The 20,526-nt window shown below is 40.3% G+C and carries 20 protein-coding genes and 1 pseudogene; 9 read left to right on the forward strand and 12 right to left on the reverse strand.

Annotation, left to right across the window (positions count from 1 at the left end):
- Positions 1–13: 13 nt before the first annotated feature.
- Positions 14–1,258, forward strand: coding sequence for a hypothetical protein (locus H4I94_RS00025; RefSeq protein ID WP_261180862.1), 1,245 nt, complete (start codon positions 14–16; stop codon positions 1,256–1,258).
- 24 nt (positions 1,259–1,282) lie between these two features.
- On the opposite strand, the gene H4I94_RS00030 is transcribed toward H4I94_RS00025, so the two are convergent.
- The 6 genes and pseudogenes from H4I94_RS00030 to H4I94_RS00055 form a co-directional block, all read right to left on the reverse strand.
- Positions 1,283–2,083 carry an efflux RND transporter periplasmic adaptor subunit gene (locus H4I94_RS00030; protein ID WP_261180863.1) on the reverse strand — a complete coding sequence of 267 codons (801 nt, stop codon included), beginning with the start codon at positions 2,081–2,083 and terminating at the stop codon, positions 1,283–1,285.
- On the reverse strand, positions 2,084–4,084 hold the full coding sequence (locus H4I94_RS00035) for a hypothetical protein (protein ID WP_261180864.1): 2,001 nt from the start codon (positions 4,082–4,084) through the stop codon (positions 2,084–2,086).
- Positions 4,077–6,245: a hypothetical protein gene (locus H4I94_RS00040; RefSeq protein ID WP_261180865.1), complete on the reverse strand. Its 2,169-nt coding sequence runs from the start codon at positions 6,243–6,245 to the stop codon at positions 4,077–4,079. Before H4I94_RS00040 ends, H4I94_RS00035 begins: the two co-directional genes overlap by 8 nt.
- A gap of 4 nt (positions 6,246–6,249) precedes the next feature.
- On the reverse strand, positions 6,250–7,917 hold the full coding sequence (locus tag H4I94_RS00045; protein ID WP_261180866.1) for an efflux RND transporter periplasmic adaptor subunit: 1,668 nt from the start codon (positions 7,915–7,917) through the stop codon (positions 6,250–6,252).
- Between the two features lie 50 nt (positions 7,918–7,967).
- Positions 7,968–9,302 (reverse strand): TolC family protein, encoded by a 1,335-nt coding sequence (locus H4I94_RS00050; protein WP_261180867.1) that lies wholly within the window; start codon positions 9,300–9,302, stop codon positions 7,968–7,970.
- A 258-nt stretch (positions 9,303–9,560) separates the two neighbouring features.
- Positions 9,561–9,924 (reverse strand): annotated as a pseudogene (locus tag H4I94_RS00055) (transposase); the annotation flags it as partial.
- Positions 9,925–10,144: 220 nt separating this feature from the next.
- On the opposite strand from H4I94_RS00055, the gene H4I94_RS00060 reads away from it, so the two are divergent.
- Together H4I94_RS00060 and H4I94_RS00065 are read left to right on the forward strand one after the other, a co-directional pair.
- A complete protein-coding gene (locus H4I94_RS00060) occupies positions 10,145–10,345 on the forward strand; it encodes a hypothetical protein (protein ID WP_261180868.1) in 201 nt (66 codons plus the stop codon).
- A gap of 671 nt (positions 10,346–11,016) precedes the next feature.
- Positions 11,017–11,229: a hypothetical protein gene (locus H4I94_RS00065; RefSeq protein ID WP_261180870.1), complete on the forward strand. Its 213-nt coding sequence runs from the start codon at positions 11,017–11,019 to the stop codon at positions 11,227–11,229.
- A 53-nt stretch (positions 11,230–11,282) separates the two neighbouring features.
- Here the strand turns inward: H4I94_RS00065 and bioB are convergent, their stop codons facing one another.
- Both bioB and queG read right to left on the reverse strand, forming a co-directional pair.
- Positions 11,283–12,272 carry a biotin synthase BioB gene (gene bioB, locus H4I94_RS00070; RefSeq protein ID WP_092819500.1) on the reverse strand — a complete coding sequence of 330 codons (990 nt, stop codon included), beginning with the start codon at positions 12,270–12,272 and terminating at the stop codon, positions 11,283–11,285.
- 285 nt (positions 12,273–12,557) lie between these two features.
- Positions 12,558–13,670, reverse strand: coding sequence for a tRNA epoxyqueuosine(34) reductase QueG (queG, locus tag H4I94_RS00075; protein WP_180176761.1), 1,113 nt, complete (start codon positions 13,668–13,670; stop codon positions 12,558–12,560).
- A gap of 23 nt (positions 13,671–13,693) precedes the next feature.
- Between queG and H4I94_RS00080 the strand changes: the two genes are divergently transcribed.
- Genes H4I94_RS00080 through H4I94_RS00090 form a run of 3 tightly spaced genes read left to right on the forward strand, consistent with a single transcriptional unit; the run spans position 13,694 to position 15,821 of the window.
- Entirely contained in the window at positions 13,694–15,181 is a 1,488-nt protein-coding gene (locus H4I94_RS00080) for an NAD(P)H-hydrate dehydratase (RefSeq protein ID WP_261180872.1), read from the forward strand.
- Positions 15,178–15,465, forward strand: coding sequence for an acylphosphatase (locus H4I94_RS00085; protein WP_261180873.1), 288 nt, complete (start codon positions 15,178–15,180; stop codon positions 15,463–15,465). The genes H4I94_RS00080 and H4I94_RS00085 overlap by 4 nt, the downstream gene beginning before the upstream one ends.
- A gap of 26 nt (positions 15,466–15,491) precedes the next feature.
- Positions 15,492–15,821: a hypothetical protein gene (locus H4I94_RS00090; protein WP_261180874.1), complete on the forward strand. Its 330-nt coding sequence runs from the start codon at positions 15,492–15,494 to the stop codon at positions 15,819–15,821.
- Between the two features lie 6 nt (positions 15,822–15,827).
- On the opposite strand, the gene ruvC is transcribed toward H4I94_RS00090, so the two are convergent.
- Entirely contained in the window at positions 15,828–16,373 is a 546-nt protein-coding gene (gene ruvC, locus H4I94_RS00095; RefSeq protein ID WP_261180875.1) for a crossover junction endodeoxyribonuclease RuvC, read from the reverse strand.
- 122 nt (positions 16,374–16,495) lie between these two features.
- Here ruvC and H4I94_RS00100 point away from each other — a divergent pair, with 122 nt between their 5' ends.
- Positions 16,496–17,071, forward strand: a complete 576-nt coding sequence (locus tag H4I94_RS00100) for an FxsA family protein (RefSeq protein ID WP_261180876.1) — start codon at positions 16,496–16,498, stop codon at positions 17,069–17,071.
- A gap of 144 nt (positions 17,072–17,215) precedes the next feature.
- Entirely contained in the window at positions 17,216–17,857 is a 642-nt protein-coding gene (locus H4I94_RS00105) for a LysE family transporter (RefSeq protein WP_261180877.1), read from the forward strand.
- On the opposite strand, the gene H4I94_RS00110 is transcribed toward H4I94_RS00105, so the two are convergent.
- A complete protein-coding gene (locus tag H4I94_RS00110) occupies positions 17,854–18,042 on the reverse strand; it encodes a hypothetical protein (protein ID WP_261180878.1) in 189 nt (62 codons plus the stop codon). The genes H4I94_RS00105 and H4I94_RS00110 overlap by 4 nt on opposite strands.
- A 316-nt stretch (positions 18,043–18,358) precedes the next feature.
- Here H4I94_RS00110 and H4I94_RS00115 point away from each other — a divergent pair, with 316 nt between their 5' ends.
- Entirely contained in the window at positions 18,359–18,595 is a 237-nt protein-coding gene (locus H4I94_RS00115; protein ID WP_261180879.1) for a hypothetical protein, read from the forward strand.
- 67 nt (positions 18,596–18,662) lie between these two features.
- Here H4I94_RS00115 and H4I94_RS00120 read toward each other — a convergent pair whose 3' ends face one another.
- Both H4I94_RS00120 and metK read right to left on the reverse strand, forming a co-directional pair.
- On the reverse strand, positions 18,663–18,974 hold the full coding sequence (locus H4I94_RS00120; RefSeq protein ID WP_261180880.1) for a monooxygenase: 312 nt from the start codon (positions 18,972–18,974) through the stop codon (positions 18,663–18,665).
- Between the two features lie 114 nt (positions 18,975–19,088).
- Positions 19,089–20,255 carry a methionine adenosyltransferase gene (gene metK / locus H4I94_RS00125; protein WP_092819326.1) on the reverse strand — a complete coding sequence of 389 codons (1,167 nt, stop codon included), beginning with the start codon at positions 20,253–20,255 and terminating at the stop codon, positions 19,089–19,091.
- Positions 20,256–20,526: the final 271 nt, after the last annotated feature.

Consider the following 20,526-nt stretch of genomic DNA (forward strand, 5'->3'; position numbering starts at 1 on the left):
AAGAGAAAATAAAATGTCATTAGGTGCAGTCTATTTATGGGAACCTGAAGTTACAGGCAAATTTCCAGATTTAAATGAATCTGAACGTACAGCCTATGAGCTTTACCAAAAGCATAGAAATACATCGCCTAAGGGAAAAAAGATTAGAGATTGGGCTGAATTTATGCTCAATAAAGTGACTGATGATGCTTATAGTGATTATTTTACAGAAGAAACCAAACAATGGTGTGTAAGCTTACAACAAGCCCTTTTAGCCGACCCTTGTGCGGTTCTAGAGCTGGATAATTTTGACCATATTGCTCAGGGCGATGCACTGTATCGGGTATTTTATGAAGCTGTTCAGGAAACAGGAGTAGGTTTTTATGAACCGCGCTTTGCAGTATGGGGATTCAGCGTTTTACAGGTTCCAGATGATGCAGTGGCTCAAGTTCTAAAGACTTATTTAAAGCCTTTAAGTTCTGAACAGCAAAGCTTTGATTTGGATAATATTGAAGCACCGCGAAATATAAAAAAAGCAGAGGAATTATTTCAGTTATGGTGTTCATATCATCCTATTCTAAAAAATTATGAATTACATACTTTTTATAATAGCTATGATTTTATAGAACCTAGAATGTGTGAGCCTGATGCAAAAACAGCAATAGACAGTCCTTGTCGTTTTTTCTCATTTTTTAAAGAATGTAATAATATTTCTTATCAACTACATTTTATTCTATTTAGTTTTACGATGTCGCCCAATGTAGATTTTAAGTTTGATTTGACTAATCACTTTTTAACACCTGAGTTAAAAGAAAAGTTTGGAAAGAAACTCAAATTTAGAATCGATATACCAGATATTCGAGACACAACAAGAGAATCGCATGGCACATATGCTCTAAATTTTGATTTTATTCGTTGTAAATGGGAAAGTACTTATGGGGTTAAAAAGTTTTTTCAGGAATTTGACAAATTTGTGAGGTTTTTACATAAATACTTTTCAAATGGAAATTTGCAAAGTCTACAGGCATGGGCTTATGGAGATGTTATAGATAATATTTTAGTGCAAATGCATTGGTCCCAGGAACTCATGATCATTGCTTTAGGATTAGACAAAGACTATCTAGAAGAACGTTATCAATTTCATCAAAACATTCTGAGTAATGAAAAAAGAGATTCTGAACTTGAATATCTAAATGACAGTTATAAAGAATATAATCTATTGATGGATTTAGTTAGAGAAGCAGGCACTGCATTAGCTCCCTATCAAAAAAAAGAATAACTAGTCATGTGTGTAAGATGTACTTTATAGGTACATCTTACAGCGTATTCCACTTGGAAACTTTACTGAATTACTTTTAATCGTAGCACCTGCACTGAATGTTCCAGAACTGGCATCGATGACCTGATCAACATGGTCAAGCTTTACAGTAGCTATTAACTTGTCGAATGGTGCTTCAGGTACAATTTTGACAACTTGTCCTTTTTTAATTGAGCGAAAATATTTTAAAGGAATGATAGCATTAATTTTAAATAGATCGGTCTGGGCGATTTTTAGAATAGGGTTTTTCCCTTCAGTCGGTCCGACCATGCTACCGGCATAAATATACTGCTGCATGACCACTCCGTTAAACGGGCTATAAATTTTTCTGCGATTTAAGTCTGCCTGACTTTGTTTATATTCAAATTCTGCCTGTTTTAAATTTTCTTTTGCAACTTGAAGTTCAGCCCGAGCCTGATTTAACTCATTCATTGCATCATCATAGGCCTGTTTGGATACAAAATTTTCAGCACTTAGTTGCTTCATACGCTCAGCTTTTTTGGCTGCATGAGTAATTTTAGCCTGCGCAGTAGCCAGATTCCCCTTTACTTGTGTACGGTAATAAGCCGTTTGAGTCGCTGATTTTTCAACGTTTGCTTCTATTTGGGCAAGTACTTGTCCCTTTTTAATCGGGCTTCCTGCCTTGACATGTAATTGTTGTAAGGTTCCCGTAACCGGACTTCTGATTTCTACAATCTGTGCAGGTTGAACCATGCAGGCGAAATTCACCGTATTTGCAAAAATAGGGCAGCTGATGCCTGCGAGTAAGAGTAGTGTATATTTCATTTAGTAGATTTTCCCCGCAAAACCAATTTGTGAATTGAGTTTTTTATCCTGTTTAAACATGGCTATCCGGTTACGGTAAGCGCGTTTCTGACATTTTTTCTGCATGTGTTTCACTGCAACAGTGAGTAAATAATGCTGTATGAAAATAATAGGAATAATATTTAACAACCAGACAAACCATCTTGCATTTTGCTGTAATAAATCATCAGTGCCAGATACGTAGGCTACACAAGAGCCTTGATCGCCCTGACGTCCGGCCCGTCCATAAAGTTGCCGGTCAATCCGGGCTGACTCGTGGAATTCAGTCAGAATGACATGCAAGCCACCGGCCTGTTTGGTTTCTGGGCGCAGTTTGATGTCTGTACCGCGACCTGCCATATTGGTCGCTACAGTAATTTTCCCGCTATGGCCAGCTTCAGCAATAATAGAAGCTTCCTGAGCATCTTGACGGGCATTAAGAACAATATGTTCAATATCTAGGTGGGTGAGTGCTTCAGCAATGGATTCCGATGCTTCGATGCTTCGGGTTCCAATCAATACAGCACGATTTTGATTGGCGACAGCCTGAGCATGACTGGCGATGGCTTTATATTTCTGCTCATTGGTTTTGAAATAGCGGTGTTTATATTGCTGTCGTTTTGAGGGAATATTGGGGGGAATCTGACAGACTTTTAAACGGTAGATCATCCAGAGTTCCCTGGACACTTCAAGCCCCGTTCCTGTTAAGCCAGACAAAAGCAAATATCGTCTAAAAAAACGTTGAAAGGTCATTTTTGCCAGCGTATCTCGTCCTTTAGAGAGTTCAACCCCTTCTTTGGCTTCAATCAGTTGATGGAGTCCTTGTTCCCATGACCGATCCGCCATGATTCGGCCCGTACTTTCATCGACAATCTTTATTTTATTGTCCTGAATAATATAGTGCTGGTCTTTATGATAAAGATGTAATGCCGTCAATGCCTGCTGAACAAGAAGCATTTTCCAGGCATGATTGTACCAGATCGGGCGAATGTCATCAGGTAAGGCAAGCTGCTTTTGTGCAGGGATATGTTCAATATGGATGTGGTGTTCCGCCTCCCGGATTTCAAAATCAATATTGGGATGTAGCTCTCTTGCTTGTGCAATAGCCCAGTGAATTATTGCCGGTTCGATCAAGCCTTCAGCCTCCTGTGAAATCACCATAGGTGTTTGGGCTTCATCAATAAATACACTATCTGCTTCATCGACGATACAAAAATGCAGGGCAGGTATGATCATTTCTTCTGCAACAGACTGTCCAAAACTCAAACTTCGTAGATTTTCAATTTGACGGGGCTGGGTGCCTTTGCCGGAAATATGATCTTTCAGGTAATCAAATACAATTTCATTGGCAGAGACATAACAAATCTGTTGCTGGTAATTCTGCTTGCGTTCAGGAATTTCCATTTCACTGTTAATTGAACCGCTACTTAGATGAAAAAATTCAAATAAAGGCCGTAATTCTTCTTCATCACGCTGTGCAAGGTAAGCATTGGTGGTGAGAACATGGACATAATTTCCTGTTGCAGCCATAAAGATTGCTGCTATGCCGGCAACCAGCGTTTTACCCTCTCCAGTAGGCATTTCAGCGAGCCGACCAGTTAGCAGAATATAAGCGCCCATAAACTGTACAGGGTGGGGATATATATTAAAGACCCTTGAAATAGCTTCCCCTATACAGGCAAAGGCAATAGCGACATTATCATAGCTCGCTTTGACTTTTAAGAGTATGCTCAAAGCCTCATTAAAAGTTTTGACCAGTTGCTGATGATCCAGTTGGCTAAGCGCAGCTTTATGGAGGGCAATTTTTTCTGAAAATTGCTGGATGACTTTCCGTGAAATTTTTTTTGCAGGGATCCAACCCATCAAATTTGCGAAAAAAATCTCAAATTTATGTAATTCCTGATCTTTTTGCTCTTCTCTGGAAACATAAGACAAATAAAAAGGCTGTAAGGACAGATTTTTAATCACGCTCAGGTTAGACATAGAATTGCTCCAGGAATAACTGACGCAATTTTCTGATCCATTGCAATGCTAAAGGTGAATAGCCCAAGTCAAACCGAACATAAGCAATATCTCCAAACACATTCGAATCGATGGGTTTGGATAACTGAATATCCAGATCAAAATAATTCTGTAAGGCAGAAGCACCTTCCTGGTCTGTCGGGTCTACCGTAATGCTGCCACCAGCCTGGCTGCCCAGGGCCGAGGAGAAAAGTTTCTTCTGGGTTTGAGGAGTACTTCTAACAATCTGTCCTGTGTAAATAGTATCAAAATGGTTTTTAAAACGAATTTCAATGCCTTTCAGTCTATTCTGTATTAATTCATAATCTTGCTGGATGACGGCACTACGAATCAGTTGAGCGGGCTGGTCTATCACATAACCGATAATATCACCACGCTTATAAAATCTATGATCAAGTTCAATATGGTCTTTAGCAAACCACTGTCCGGCAATCGGGCTATGTATATCTAGTTGATTAACTTTCAGTTTATATTGCAGAAGCTGCTGATCGAGACCGTGTTTTTGTAATTCCAGTTTTTCACGTAACTCGATATCGTCAAGAGAAGCCTGCCTGATTTTGTAATCCGCTTCTTCAACCTGTAATTTTTGCAAGTGATATTTTTCGGTGAGTTCAGCATTTTCCAGGGTAAAAAGAATTTGATTTTTCTCAATTTGGTTATTTTTTAAATGAATGGTTTTTAAACTACCTGATTCCATGGCCCGGATCATGGATTCCTCGGGTAACCAGACCACGGCCTGCTGGGTAGTGTAATAAGGAAATGGCAAAATGCAGAGGATAAAAATAAGGGCTAGCATGATCCAATGAAAACGCTGAATGGCCTGGTCGCGATATTTAGACAAACTTGCCCCCTGATAAATATGCTTAATGCCTTTGTAGATAGGCATGACAATGGTCATAAATGCAGAAATAATGGCAAGCAAGACACCAAACATGAAATATTTTTGTGCCACAAACCAGATCAAACCCAGCATAATGCTAATACGGTACAGGGGAGAGAAAAATCCGTACACGATGAGCCAGAACCGTTCCTTCTCGGAGGCAAAGGGGGGCTGGGCGGTATTGGCTCCAAACAGATATTTGTCTGAAAGGTAAACCCAGTATTTGGTTGCCCGGCCTGCAAGATTTGGAATTTCCAGCAGGTCTGAAAGAATGTAATAGCCATCATAGCGCATCAATGGATTACCATTGACCAGTACCGTAGAAACGACGGCGATGAAGATGACATTATAGGCAAAGGCATGGATGAGTCCTGTTTCGGTTGAAACCCATAGGTAGATTGTAAGGGCACCAAGTAACAATTCCGTCATGATGCCAGCAACCGAAACCGCAATTCTTTGCCACTTGGAAACAAAATGGTTAGAAGAAGAAGCATCTACATAGGGAATAGGAATAAAAAGAATAAACATCAATCCCATTTCCCTGACATTTCCATTCCATGCTTTTATGGCAAGACCATGTGCAAATTCGTGAATAATTTTAACAATGGGATAGGTCAGCCAAAGGATAAAAAGGTTACTGGTTGAGAGAACCCGGTCTGATAAATTACTGCTTAAACTTTGCCAGTTTTCTGCCAACAACAATAATGCTGGAATAACAATGAGTAGCCATAACATCACTCCCCACACATTAAATATAGCTTGAGAAAGTTTTTTGCATTGACTGAAAAAGACATCCGGATAAATGAGCGGAACTTTGAGACTGATTGGATTCAGAAAAGACTGTTTGAGTTTATTAAATTTATGTTTTTTATAACGTTTGGACATTTCCTCTGCATCAAATGAAACTTCAGTCTGCAGTAGGTCGTTATTGTACAGTTGGCTGAGTAATTGAACCAATTCATTTTGGCTGATGGCTCTGTGTTGCTGATTAAACTGAACATTTTGCTGTTCAATATGCTCTGCCGCCTTATCCCATATTTGTTCAACATTCAATTGGCCGTTCAACAAAGTAATGACGTACCAGGTTTCAGGATTTACCCGAACAAAGCGTTGTGACATCGGCTCAAACAGCAGGAACCATGATTTCCCGCGCAGGATACGTGGTAATACTTCTACATTCTGACGTAGCTGAGGTCTTAGATGGCGAACGACATGCCAATGTTCAGAAAACAGGCTTTGCATATGCTTACCAGGTAGACCAGATCTTGAGTTTCATCCAGTTGATAAAATCTCTTGACCAGCGGAATAGCAGATTGGTTTGACCCACGGTGATTTTTCCCACACCTTGCATACCTGGAGTCAGGGCAGGGGGAGAGTTTTGCCAGGCTGCTTCAACCCTGAATCCATTAATATTATTCTGCACGGTAGCAACTGGCATAATTCGTGTAATTTTGAATTTAAAAGTTTGATCAGGAAAGCTGGTGAGTTTTAAAACACCGTTCTGCCCGGTTTTAACCAGATGAATGTCTTGATCCGCAACATGAAGGATAACCTTATAAGCATCCTGCGATGCGATTTGAAACAGCTCTTTTCCTGTTTCTATAGGTGTTCCTGTTTGCTGTACCCAGTCACCATCAATCACGGTTCCATGCAAGGGAGAGACAACATGGGTCTGTATTAATTTTCTTTGAATGGTTTGTATCTTTGTCTCTTGCTGTCTTATCTGATTGGCAGCAAGACCGCTATCGGTCAGATTCTGTTCAGCCATCGCCACACGAAATTGATGCTGTGCCTGATCGAGTAAACTCTGTTGTTCCGCCAGTTGAATCTTTAAGTCTGTATCATCAAGTTTAATTAAGGTCTGGTTCGCTGTGACTTTATCTCCGGGACGGACCAGAACTTGTGTAATAAATCCTTGCATCGGAGCTGCGATAATCCATCTGGTTTTTCCTTCAACATTCAATTTTGAAGTAACCAGTTTATCGACAGGAATCAGGGTAATTCCGAGCAGAAAAATTCCAAGCAACAGGGTGATGATTTTCCAGGCATAATTACCTTGTTGAGTATATTTGCCAAAAAAATTACGACCCGTACGAATACCGTGTTGAACCAGACCTTGTTCCGCATTTTTCCATAAAGATAATAAGGGCTGCATTAAATCAACATTATTCTGCAAATACATGGTGAGCGCTGTATGATCGGATGTCTGTTCAAATTTTCGGTCTTTCGCCACCAGCACAGCCTGTACAACCCCATGGTTAAAGACAGGATATGCCCACCAGAACGGCTCATTAATTTCATGCTGCAGCATCACTGCCTGCAGGGCGATTTCTTTCATTTTTTGCATATCGGCAGAACCTTTTTCGGTCCAGGACAAATCTGACGACACCAGCCATTCGACATGATCTGCCGGTTGAACATAAAAATAGTTCAATTGAATATTTTCATATTCTGAAAATTGGTTCCGAATAAAGGTCGTGGTTTGGTTAATCCATTCTTGTGCCGCAATTCGAAATTCTGATTGATTTATAACGTGTGCAAAAATTTCAAGCAGCTGTTCCGAATTCCAGCCCTGACGCAATTGCTGGTTCTGATGTTGATAAAATACCCAACCCAGACTGGTACGAATGATTTCTAAGGTAGATTCATTAATGGGAGGCGCCAGATAAAGACCAAAACAGGATAAAGACTCTTGCTGGTTCAGTAGATAGCCCAGCAAGTAACCTGAATTTCGACTTTGAAGATGAATTGGCTTTTCCTGAGACAGCATGGTTTTGATGCTGTTCCATTCTTCCATTGGAATTTCTTTAAATGGCTGAGTTCCAAAACTTAAAAAATTTTCAAAGCAAACATCCATGACATTAATATTCAGTTGCTTCAGGTTATTCAGCCAGTGCTGAATCGGTTCGGGCATTTTTATGGTTTGCTCTAGCATTTTATTGTCTGTCATATACGTTTAATTTATTAGTTTTTTACATAAAAAATTTGATCTATATTCAATAAATCTTCATCCGTGAAAGTGCCGAGTATGATTTTACATTTAATGTAATTTTGCCAGGCTTCATACCATGCACTTATTCTTTCTTGTTTTATTTCAAAGTATTTTGATTGTGCTTCCAGTACATCTGCATTCACTCGCATACCTACTTCATAGGCCCGTTTATTGGATTGCCATGCCATCAATAATGACGATTCCGCTTCCTTCATGCCACTGGCTTTCGAGATGGATGAAAGCGTGGTATAAAAACTTTCAAGCATTTGGCTTTGTTGTTTTTGAATGGCTAAATTTAATTCATGCTTACTTTTATCAACAGAAGCCTGTTTCTCTTTAATCTTAAAATGGGTTCCGGAGTTATACATGGGAACATTCAATTCAAACCCGTATAAATAGTCCCAGCCATCCTGTTTATTTGAAAAAGCCGTATCTTGAGATTCAAAATTCCGGCTAAGTTTTGCTGAAAAATTCAGGTTTGGATATCTGGCAGCTTTTGCTTGTTTTAGCTCTATTTTTGTTGCTTCTAAATTGAGTTCCGATATTTGGATTTGCTTATTGTTCTTTAGCAAGAGCCGAGATAAAAAATCTTGATCCGATATGGATAAAATGGGAAGTACTGCAATAGAACTTTGGATCTGCTGAATTGTGAAATCATTGCTCCCGATGAACTGCGACAAAATATTTTTTTCTCGAGCAATTTCCAGATACAGGCTTTGTTTTTGACTATGTAGAGTTGTAAGTTTGGCTTCGGCTTCTTTTAAATCGGTAATTGAAACCATACCTTGATTAAAATTAGCAATCGCCATTCTTTTTTGTTCATCAATCAATTTTTTTTGTTGCTGCATTAACTGATATTTTGAATCCAGATTTAATATCTTGAAATATTGATCAACAATATTTAATAACAGTTCATCATAGGTCACTTGAGATTGTATCAAAGCAACTTTTTCAGCTATTTCTGCAGAGGAAATGTCTTCTTGTATAGAGTTGTTAATAATTGGAAATGACATCTGGATCGCATAATTTCGTAACCGATAATCGATTTCTTCCCCAGCACTGCGTGCACTTATTCCTTTCTTTTCCTGTGCGCTAAAGTTTATTTTGGGTTCATGGGCTGCTTTAGCTTGATTAATTTTTTGCCTGGCTATTTCTTGTTGACTATGGGCGAGTGGAAGATGGGGTGAAAACTTTTTTGCTTTGCTAAATAAGCCTGATAAATCATCAGCATATACTTGATTAGAACATCCTATTGATAAAATACCTGAGATTATTCCTAAGCAAAAAACAAAAGATTCTTTATTCATAATGTGTTTATTTGTATATTTTTTGAAACTTTCTTGAGTTGCGTGTAATTTGCCCTAATTTCAGTTTTTTTTCAAGCTTGCTGAGGACACTAAGTCTCTTTTAAGGTTAAGATTAATAATAAAAATTAAGGTAAAATATAGAGGGTCATAAAATTCTATATTAAAAAATATAAGTTGGATTTTTTGCACAAATATTCAAAAGCTGAACTTTTCTCAAACCATCCAAATTTAAGATACAACTCGGGTAGGTGGTCTGCCTCATTCAGTAAATTTATTGAGTACTGCCACACGTGCATGGATTTCCTGACTTGAAAAATGTTTTGCTGACAATTTATTGCTGATAATTTGACGCTGGGCATCTTGGTTTCTACCAGACTTCGACGATGGTAACCCGACCATTTTTTCCATATTGTCCAATCTAAATGCTTTATTGTCTTCAGCGATTCATTTCGCCCACAGGAACTTGTCCTTGAGTTGTTCCAGGGCTTAGTATTTTTCCTAGGTGGAACAGGTGCATGCACTTGTCATTTTGAAACTGTCTGACGGCATTGTTATGTATCAAAAGCCCATCGATATAGACTGAATCAATATATTCCACTTCAAAAATCTGATCGAATAGGTTGTCATCAAACCAAAGCGTTATATTTCCTCGATTAATCAAGGCTTGGTTGTAAAAAGACCAATTGCCTGTTTGATAGATTTTAGTGGTGGGTTTACTCATTGCCAGATTATAGGCCTGCATAAATCCGTGGTCATGGGTTTCTGCAACAAAGCCACTATTGAATAAGGTTATCGAATGTTTGAATATGAAGTCATCCTGGTTAAATAAGTGATGGATCGCCATGATAGATGAAGAAAAGCCCTTGGATTTCGAAGATGATGATGAGCCTCTAGATCTTGAAGATGAAGAATTTATCAATGATAAGAAAGAGGATGAAATGTACAACACCATTACTAAAGATGGTTCAAGTGTTGACCCGGCAGATGATGGAACGTGCCATATTCGTCCTGAAGATGGAGATCCCATCGAAATTGAAGAGTAAAGAATAAGCCCAATTCAGTATTGGGCTTTTTTATTGCCTATCAAAATAGAAGCAAAATAAGCTGCCTCTTGAAAATAGTAAAAAGTAGAAATAAATACCCGGCTTTCTCGGAAAACTATTTTTTTAATAGGGTTATGTCTAACCGTGTAGAGCTTCTCTTTTTGTACAATCGGTCATGATACCGACTCTGGATATATCTTAAGTGAATGACGTTGAACATAAATAGCCACATACTTTTTAAAAACAGCCTTACTTTTTTAAGTCATTAAGATGAAGTTTATTGTGTAATTTTATTGAAAAATTATGAGTTAAGTTATTTGAATTTTCATAAAAATATGGTAATAAATAAATTGTGATGTTTTTTTAATCACATTGATATTTCGGGATGAAATGTATTTTTAAAAAATTTAAATTTTAAAAACAATCAGAAGGGAGTTGGGAAGATGCTTCAATTACTTATGAAATTATTTTGCTTACATGTGTATGAGTATGAACACATGGAAGAGATAGGGGAACATCATAAGGAATGCAGAAAGTGTGGAGTGAATAAACCGCTTTAAATGAAACTATGGGGAACATTAAAAAGTGAGCTTCAGGCTCACTTTTTAATGCTTAGAAAAAATTGAAAAAAAGATTAAACTACCAATTTAAAGCTATTTGAAATTGTAGTCATGAGCATTGATTTTACCGCAGATACTTACATTGTTACTGATCAATTGGCAGACACTTTGGTCTGGTTAAGTCATCATCAGGACTGTTTTGATTCGTTCAGTTATGACACTTTTACTCAGGAGTTGGTGGTTTACCATGCCAATGGGGCAGACATTATCCGTAGGGGAAATTATTTAAATGCACGTTATGGCCTTTTGCTTACCTCTAGCTAAATAAAAAAGTAAATAAAAAAAGCCCAAGTGGGCTTTTTTTTAATTTACTCAGTTTAACTGGCCATGGCATCGACGGAGAGTTCTTTGACTGTTGGCTTGGCTTTTTCTGCGATTAAACCTAACTTGCTAAATAACTGTCTGTCCTTGCCTTCACCGGCATTCGGGGTTGTCAAAAGTTTTTCACCAGAGAAAAGCGAGTTGGCACCCGCCATAAAAGCCAGTGCCTGATCAGAATCAGATAAGGATTCACGACCCGCAGACAGGCGGATATAGCTCTTCGGCATAATAATGCGGGCAACTGCAATGGTACGAATCCATTCAGTGACATCCAGTTTTTCCACATCAGCCAGTGGCGTACCTTCAATAGGCACCAACATATTGATGGGTACCGATTCAGGGTGAATCGCTAATGTGGCTAACTCATGTAACAAACCAATACGGTCCTGACTGCTTTCACCCAAGCCGACAATACCGCCACTACAGACTTTCATGCCGGCCTGACGGACAAAGTCCAGTGTATTTAAACGGTCATCAAAGGTACGGGTACTGATCACATTGGAATAATATTCGCGTGAGGTATCCAGATTGTGGTTGTAGTAATCGAGACCGGCATCTTTTAAACGTTCTGCTTGCGACTGATTAAGCATGCCTAAAGTCATGCAGGTTTCCAGACCTAGTGACTTGACTTCTCTTACCATTTCCAGCACATAGGGCATATCGCGTTCATGCGGATTGCGCCACGCGGCTCCCATGCAGAAACGTGATGAGCCAGAAGCAAGCGCTTCTTTGGCTTCCTGAATTACTTTGTCCACGGCAATACGTTTTTCGGCTTCCAGTTTTGAATCGTAATGTGCAGATTGTGAACAATACTTACAGTCTTCCGGACATTTACCTGTTTTGATTGAAAGCAGGGTGCTGACCTGAATGGTATTTGCAGCAAAATGTTCACGATGAATGCGCTGTGCTTCAAAAACCAGATCTAAAAAAGGCCGGTTATATAAATCCTGAATTTCTTCTCGTGTCCAGTCATTACGTACATTCATTAGTGAAATTCCATAATCATCTTCATTATTGCGTTTATCATACATAATTTATGGCAAATCCAAAGGCATAAACGACCAAAAATAAGAGTATCTCACACTGGGTTTTTAAAATTTATGCTTATTGTAAGATTTTATATTTAGTCGCAAACTGAACCAGTTTAATGTAAATATCACTGCAAAGTTTTTTTATTATTTTTATAAGTTTGTCCTGATCTGGAGTTTATGTTTTTTATTAGGGCAAAACTTTGTCAGTATCTTGAAATTAAAAAACTGGAATGACAGCTGTTAATTCTGGTTCATTATTGAACTAGATTTGGCCCGCTGTTCTTGAATTGCCCAGTCAATATGGACTTGCACAATCTCATCATGCTGGTCGCGAGTTTGCTTTAAAGTTTTCATAATTTCACGGGAAAAAGGCGCATTACCCAAACCAATGGCAATATTACGCATAAAGCTTTGGTAACCGGTACGCCGTAGTGGACTACCTTCGGTATGGGCTAAAAAAGTCTGTTCATCCCAATGCCATAAGTCCAGTAAACTCACCTGATCCAGACCATGCCGCGGATTAAAATCTTCAATTGTGGCTTTCTTGGCAAAACTGTTCCAGGGACAAATCAGCTGGCAATCATCACAGCCGAATACACGGTTGCCAATCCCGCGGCGCAATTCTTCAGGAATGATGCCTTGATATTCAATGGTCAGATAGGCAATACATTTACGTGCATCCAGCATGTAGGGCTCAACAATCGCCTGGGTTGGACAAATATCAATACACGCTGTACACGAGCCGCAGTGCTTGCTGCTTGGACCATCAAAGGGCAAATCCAGCGAGGTAAATAGCTCGCCCAGAACAAAGAATGAACCTGATTTTTTATGAATGAGCAGGGTATGTTTTCCGGTCCAGCCCATGCCGGCATTTTCAGCCAAGGACTTTTCAAAGATTGGGGCAGAATCCGCAAAGGGACGGGATTCAAAATCTCCCACCTTTTCCCGGATTTTCGTGGCGAGAGTCTTTAAGCGACCGCGCATGGTTTTGTGGTAATCACGGCCACGGGCATAACGCGCAATGATGGCGGCATTCGGTTCATCCGGTACATAACGCGGTTTAGGTGTTTCGACCAGATAATTCATGCGTACACAGATGATGCTTTTGGTCCCCGGAACCAGCAAAGTCGGGTCGGCACGTTTTTCTAGATTTTCTTGCAGAAATTTCATGTCACCGTGGTAGCCACGTTTTAAATATTCCTGAAAACGTGGCAATTCTTCTTGAGCATCCGGTTTGGCAATGACACAATCACTAAAGCCTAATTGCAATGCCTGGGCTTTAATCCACGCCTTCAGCGCTTCAGGATCGGTTTGATCTAAAGGAATTTTTTGTGATGCTGTGGAAGAAGCCATAATGATATAAAAAAGGAAAAACAATGCCTCAGCAAGTTTACCATAGCCCTGTTTATCATAGCCAAAGTATTCAAGCCTGGGAGCAACGCTGGTTTGCCCGGCAAAACAGTTCTTATGGCCTCATGCAGCAAGTGGCCTGGAGCATTGCACGGCGCTTAGTTCCTGTTTTTCAGCAACAGAATATACAAAATATCGCAGTTTGCTGTGGGCAGGGCAATAATGCCGGAGATGGATATCTCACGGCTAAATATCTAAAACAATACGGTTTTGATGTCGAGATTTACGCAGCTGAATTGGGTGCATCCAAAGATTTGCACACTGCCTATCAGGAGACAGTAGATGCTGAAATCAACATCTATGCAGGGTTTGCATTTCAAAAAAAATATGACGCTTATATTGATGCACTGTTTGGTATTGGTTTAAACCGTGAGCTGGGTGCAGACTGGCAACAGATCATTCAAGGAATTAATGTTCAAAAAGGTCTGAAAATCGCCATTGATATTCCAAGCGGCTTACACGCCAATAGCGGTCAGCCTTTACCTTGTGCCATTAAGGCAGATTATACCTATACCGCGCTAGGCTTAAAGGCAGGACTTTTTACCGGTCAAGGCAAAGAGTTTGCCGGACAGGTGGAGGTGATTTCCCTCATTCCTGCCGATGCTGAATTACAGCCGATTGCCCAGCTTTCGCCAAGGTCTATTTCTCTGCCACAGCGTGAGGCTTTTGGTCATAAAGGCAGTTATGGCCATGTGCTGGTGGTGGGTGGTCATGAAAATATGGGCGGCGCAGTGATGATGGCGGCAGAATCGGCCTTTAGTGCGGGTGCAGGCAAAGTCACCATTGTCTGCCATGAAAAACATCACACCGCGATTTTGGCCCGTGCACCGAATATCATGCTGCGTGATATCAATGCCTTGACTAAAGTCGAAATTCAGCAACTTTTAGATCATGTTGATGCGGTGAGTTTCGGGATGGGACTTGGCCGTGACAGCTGGTCGGAACAGCAATATTTTAAATGGTTCCCTAAAATCAATGCCGCCGATCATTTACAGGTCGTGCTGGATGCAGATGCACTGTGGTTTCTAGCCGAGCATCCAGAAGCATTAAAATCGGATACTTATGCCACACCACATCCGGGTGAAGCAGCAAAATTGTTAGCTTGCTCGGTCAAAGAAGTTGAAAGCGACCGGATAGCCGCCATTCATCAACTTCAGGAAAAATATGCCGGACAATGGGTGTTGAAAGGTTCAGGCAGTCTGATTCTGCAAGATCAGCTGTGGATTTGTACCGCCGGTAATGCAGGCATGGGAACTGGCGGTATGGGGGATGTATTGGCCGGTATGACTGCCAGCTTAAAAGCCCAGTTTACCGGGAAAATCCAGCTGCATGAAATTGTAAGCTTGCATGCTTTGGCGGGAGACTGGCTAGCGAAACAAGGCATGCGCGGTTTGCAGGCCCATCATATGCATGCAGCAATTTATCATGTGGTGAATCAGGGAAGTCACAAATGAATCAGGCGATCAAACTCATTATTCAGGGCAAGGTTCAAGGTGTCGGTTATCGTCGCTGGTTTGAACAGCAGGCCCAGGAATTAAAACTGAAAGGTTATGTGAAAAATTTGCCCACGGGTGAAGTGGAGGCCATGCTTGTCGGTGATGAACTGACTATTCAGGAACTTGTGCAGCGAAGTTGGGCAGGGCCTTATCGGGCAGAAGTTTCCCATATTATTCAAACACCAGTTCAGCCAGATTCGAATCTGAAAGATTTTAAAATATTGTATTCAATGAAAACGTAATGAGAATAATGATCTAAGAGGGAAAGATGGATAAATATCTGGTGGTGGCTATAGTCGTGATCGTATGTATATTCATCGTTATTTATACGCAGCGCGCTGATACAGGTTCAGCGAGCAGGTCATTTAAAGACATTGTGCAAAAAGAATTCAACAAATATAAGGTCATTGAAAAGAATCAAACCATTATAATTTGTGAAATTAACCATCGTAACGAACTGGATGAGCTGGTGTTGATCCGAATTGATCCGAGCCAGAAAAAGAACTTCAGGAACTTTGGGCGGAGAATCACTTTTACCTATAGCAAGCAACCCTCAGTCCGGGAAATGCGTCAGGATTTTGCGCCATATCTTTCATGAATGAACTTAGCGTCTGCGAACACTATATCGGCTACGACCACGGGCCATGCCCCCTAAGGCATTCAGTACCGCCATTTTACTCATGCTGCCTGACGCATGTGCATGGCAAATGGCTGCGGCCAGTGCATCGGCAGCATCCTGCTGTGGTTTAATGCTTAAATTTAAAATCCGCATCACCATCATCTGTACCTGTTCTTTATCCGCTGCCCCATAACCCACGACCGATTGCTTGATTTGGCGGGCCGTATATTCAGCAACCTGCAAATCCAGATTGACCAAAGCCGCAATGGCTGCACCACGGGCCTGACCGAGTTTTAAAGCAGAGTCCGGGTTTTGTGCCATAAACACCTGTTCGACTGCGGCTTCAGTAGGGCCATGAAATTTAACAATCCGTTCCACACCTGCAAAAATCCGTTTTAAACGCTCAGGCATTTCCGGAGTTTCGGTACGAATGGTTCCTGCATCTACAAAAGTCAGTTTCTGCCCATCTTTTTCGACGATGCCATAACCTGTTAAACGTGAACCGGGGTCAATACCGATAATTAATGACATGCAAAGCCTTTAAAAATAAAATAATGCCCATATTGTTACATAAGCGTAGCAAAAAAGCTTGATGGTGATTAAGCCGTAAATGACTACACCTTATTCATTTTGTTGAGATTAGATTAATTTTCATGAAATTATTTCTTATTGTACTGGTTGGCTTAATCCTGGAAGTCTTTGTCTGGATTGGCGTGGGCGACCTCGTCGGCAGCATGTGGTACGTGTTTTTCTGGTTTGTTGCAGCCTTTTTTATCGGTATGAACCTGATTCGTAAATATTCAGCGGGTTTAATGCCGCAAATGCAGCAGATGCAAATGGGGCAAATGAGTGGCGACCCTGCATTGACCAATAATCTGCCTAAAATTCTGGCCGGTTTTTTCCTACTGATTCCAGGTTTAATAACCGATGTTTTGGCATTACTGATTTTGATTCCGGGCGTTCAGAATGCATTTAAAAATGTCATGATGAAAACCATGGCCAAACGTCAGCAAGCCATGATGGATAAAATGATGGGTGGCATGATGGGCAATATGAATGGCATGGGTGGTGATGCTCAGGGTCAGAATCCATTTGCCGATTTAATGCGTCAAATGCAAGACATGCAACAGGGCGGTTCACAGCGTCGCGATTCCAGCATTATTGATGGTGAAGCGCGTGAAGTGACACCCGAAGCGAAAAAAATTGAAATGAAAGATGTGAAAAAATAATTTTTTAAATGATATTTTTAAGCCGAATCAAGAGGATTCGGCTTTTTTATGTTCTAGATTTTTATCTAAATTATTTAAAGCTGCAATCATGCAAAAAATTGAACAGGCGATATAATACGGTTTTAAAAAATCTCCTCTACTTCTATGTCACTGCTTTTAACCATTTGTGCACTGCATTTTGTTGCGCAGCTTAGCCCGGGACCGGATGTTCTATTGATTGCCAGAAGTTCGGCATCGACCTCAAGAGCAAATACATTAAAGATTATTCTGGGTATTTCTGCGGGTATTCTGGTTTGGGTGGTGCTGACTTTACTGGGTTTCACTGTACTGGTTGAACAGTTTCCATGGATACAACAGATTTTGATGCTGGTTGGTGGGCTGTTTTTGGCGCGGATGGGCTGGGCCATGTTGAATGGCGGTTTAAAAACCTTGAAACAGCAAACCAGTATAGAGACGGATGGTCAACAGGTTGCGACAGCAGATACGCAAAATTATTTTTTATCGGGATTATGGACCAATCTCTCCAATCCCAAAACGCTGATTTATTTTAGTAGTGTCTTTTCTCTGGCCTTAAGTTCTTCCGCTTCAAACCATTTAAAAACACAGCTGGCCATCATTATTCCCCTACAAACCTTTTTGGTCTTTGCTCTGCTCATGCTAATTTTATCCATGCCAAAAATTAAAATGGCCTATCAGCGTTCGGGCAGTTATATTGATGTGATCTCGGGCGGATTATTCCTGATTTTTGCCATCTGGTTATGGTATGACGCATTGACCATGCTTTAATGCTCTGTACTGATATCTTCAGTCGCAGGAATAGATGAGGGAGCAGGGGATATGGCTTGCTCATGTTTTTGTGGCTGTACATAACGGTTAGGTTTTAAGGTTGTTTCTGTATTTTCTGAACCTTTATAACTACGACTACGGTTGGCACGTTCGCGTAAGCCGCCTTTTTTAATCAGTTGAACCATACTATCCTCCTAGTCATTTACTGCTATTTTACTAAAAATATGAGCCAGCATGTGGAGATAAAAATATCAAGATTAAAAGGTGATGTATGAGTATGATAAATCATCACTCTTTATTTTGAATTTTTAAAATTTTATATAAAAATTAATAATTTATTTTGATTTTGATGATGTTTTTGCTTAGAGGGCTTTACATGTGACTCAATAGGCTTGTATTACCCAAAAGACTGGCTTAATATTTTATTGAGACTCCAGTCCATCAGTGCCAAGAGTGGAAAAAATAAAAACAAAAACAGTAGAAAGTGATAGGAGCATACCTATGTTATATCAATATCATTGTGCTTGTTGTAACAAGGTTGTGGAATCAACCGAAAAAGAATGCACAAATTGCGGTTCACACAATATTAAAAGTCCTTATGGTTTCTGGATTTTTTGTATTTTAACCTGCCTGGCAGCCGTAATTCTTTTTAAGATTGTCCATGTTTATTTACAGGATCATCAAGACGTTCCGGTGCAACCCTCAGTACTCGAAGTGATTAGTTCCAGACAATCATAGACTTCGGTTTGAAGCATTGAAAAAAATCCTGATTGTTGACGATCAGGATTTTTGTGAGGATCAATTTTTAGATATTTAAAAAGTCTGCGTGATTGATGGCAGATAGAGCCTGGTTCACTTCAAAGATTTTTCCACGAATATGTTCGATGCCAAAACTTTGCAGACGTGCAGTGTGCATGTGTAAGTATTTTTCTGCATTGGCTTGGCTGTCAAAGAAATAGATGCCGCCTGCTTCCTGATTGGCACTATTTTCTGTCCATATTTTCCATAGCAAGCCATCTTCCTGATTAATACTTTCGGCAAGTTGCTGATAGGCTTGACTCATTTCTGCCCCAAATGGACCTTGAGAAGGGAAGTCAACTTGAAGAATAACGGCCATGTTTTTACCCTATGCCATAAAAAGATGATTGATCATAACATTTTAAGCTTTTGTATATTATTTTAAAGCAGAAATAAAAAAGCCCACAAAAATGTGGGCTTTTTGATGGAAAAATTACAGTCCGGCAGAGGCTTTAAGCGCTTCCACTTTATCAGTTTTTTCCCAGGTAAATGCAGTGTCTGAACCTTGACGGCCAAAGTGACCATAAGCAGCAGTTTGCTTGTACATCGGTTGAATCAGGTTCAACATGCGGGTAATGCCATATGGGCGCAAGTCAAAGTGCTCACGAACCAATTGAATAATGAATTCTTCAGGCACTTTTGCAGTATTAAATGTATTGATTGAAATAGAAGTTGGCTCAGCAACACCGATTGCATAAGACACCTGGATTTCACATTTATCAGCAAGTCCAGCAGCAACGATGTTTTTTGCTACATAACGACCTGCATAAGCTGCTGAACGGTCAACTTTTGATGGATCTTTACCAGAGAACGCACCGCCGCCGTGACGAGCCATACCGCCGTAAGTATCGACAATGATTTTACGGCCAGTTAAACCACAGTCACCCACAGGACCGCCAATCACAAACATCCCGGTCGGGTTTATATGGAATTTGGTGTCTGCATGGAACATTTCTGCAGGAATGATTTTTTTCACGATTTCTTCAATCACAGCTTCTTTAAGATTGGCTTGTGAAATTTCAGGATCATGTTGGGTAGAAAGTACCACGGCATCCAGACGAACTGGCAGGCCATTTTCATAGGCAAAAGTCACCTGACTTTTCGCATCCGGACGTAACCATGGTAGAGAACCATTGCGACGTAACTCAGCTTGTTTTTCCATCAAGCGGTGTGCATATGAAATTGGAGCTGGCATTAACACGTCAGTTTCACGGCTGGCATAACCGAACATCAAGCCCTGGTCGCCGGCACCCTGATCTTCAGGTTTTTGGCGGTCTACACCCTGAGCAATTTCAGGAGACTGCTTACCAATCATGTTGATTACCGCACAGGTTGAACCATCGAAACCGAGGTCAGAATGGTGGTAACCAATGCCATTTACGGTTTGACGTACAATCGCTTCGAAGTCAACATTCGCTGTTGTTGTGATTTCACCGGCAAGTACTACCGCACCCGTTTTTACAAGCGTTTCACAAGCAACCCGTGCATATGGGTCTTCTTTTAAGATTGCATCCAAAATAGCGTCACTGATTTGGTCAGCCATTTTATCCGGATGGCCTTCGCTTACAGATTCCGAGGTAAATACAGCGTACTCGCGCATAAGTCCTATCACAGTTAATAATTCAAAAGACGCAATATGTTACATCGAGTTGGACTTTTGGACCAGTTCTAGACGATAAAAATGGATGAATTTATTTCAATTCAATGACTTTTTAATTGATATGGGCATCTAAAAAACTGATAAGCCAGTGAAATTGAGTTTGAAAATTGGCATTTAACCTTCATGAATTTTGTTGAGCAAATATTTAATCAGGAATTCAAATGTGAGACTGTTTTGAATTGAAAAACTCTCATGGAGAATAATAAAAGAG

Source organism: Acinetobacter sp. T_3_1 (assembly GCF_025377055.1).
GTDB lineage: Bacteria > Pseudomonadota > Gammaproteobacteria > Pseudomonadales > Moraxellaceae > Acinetobacter > Acinetobacter kookii.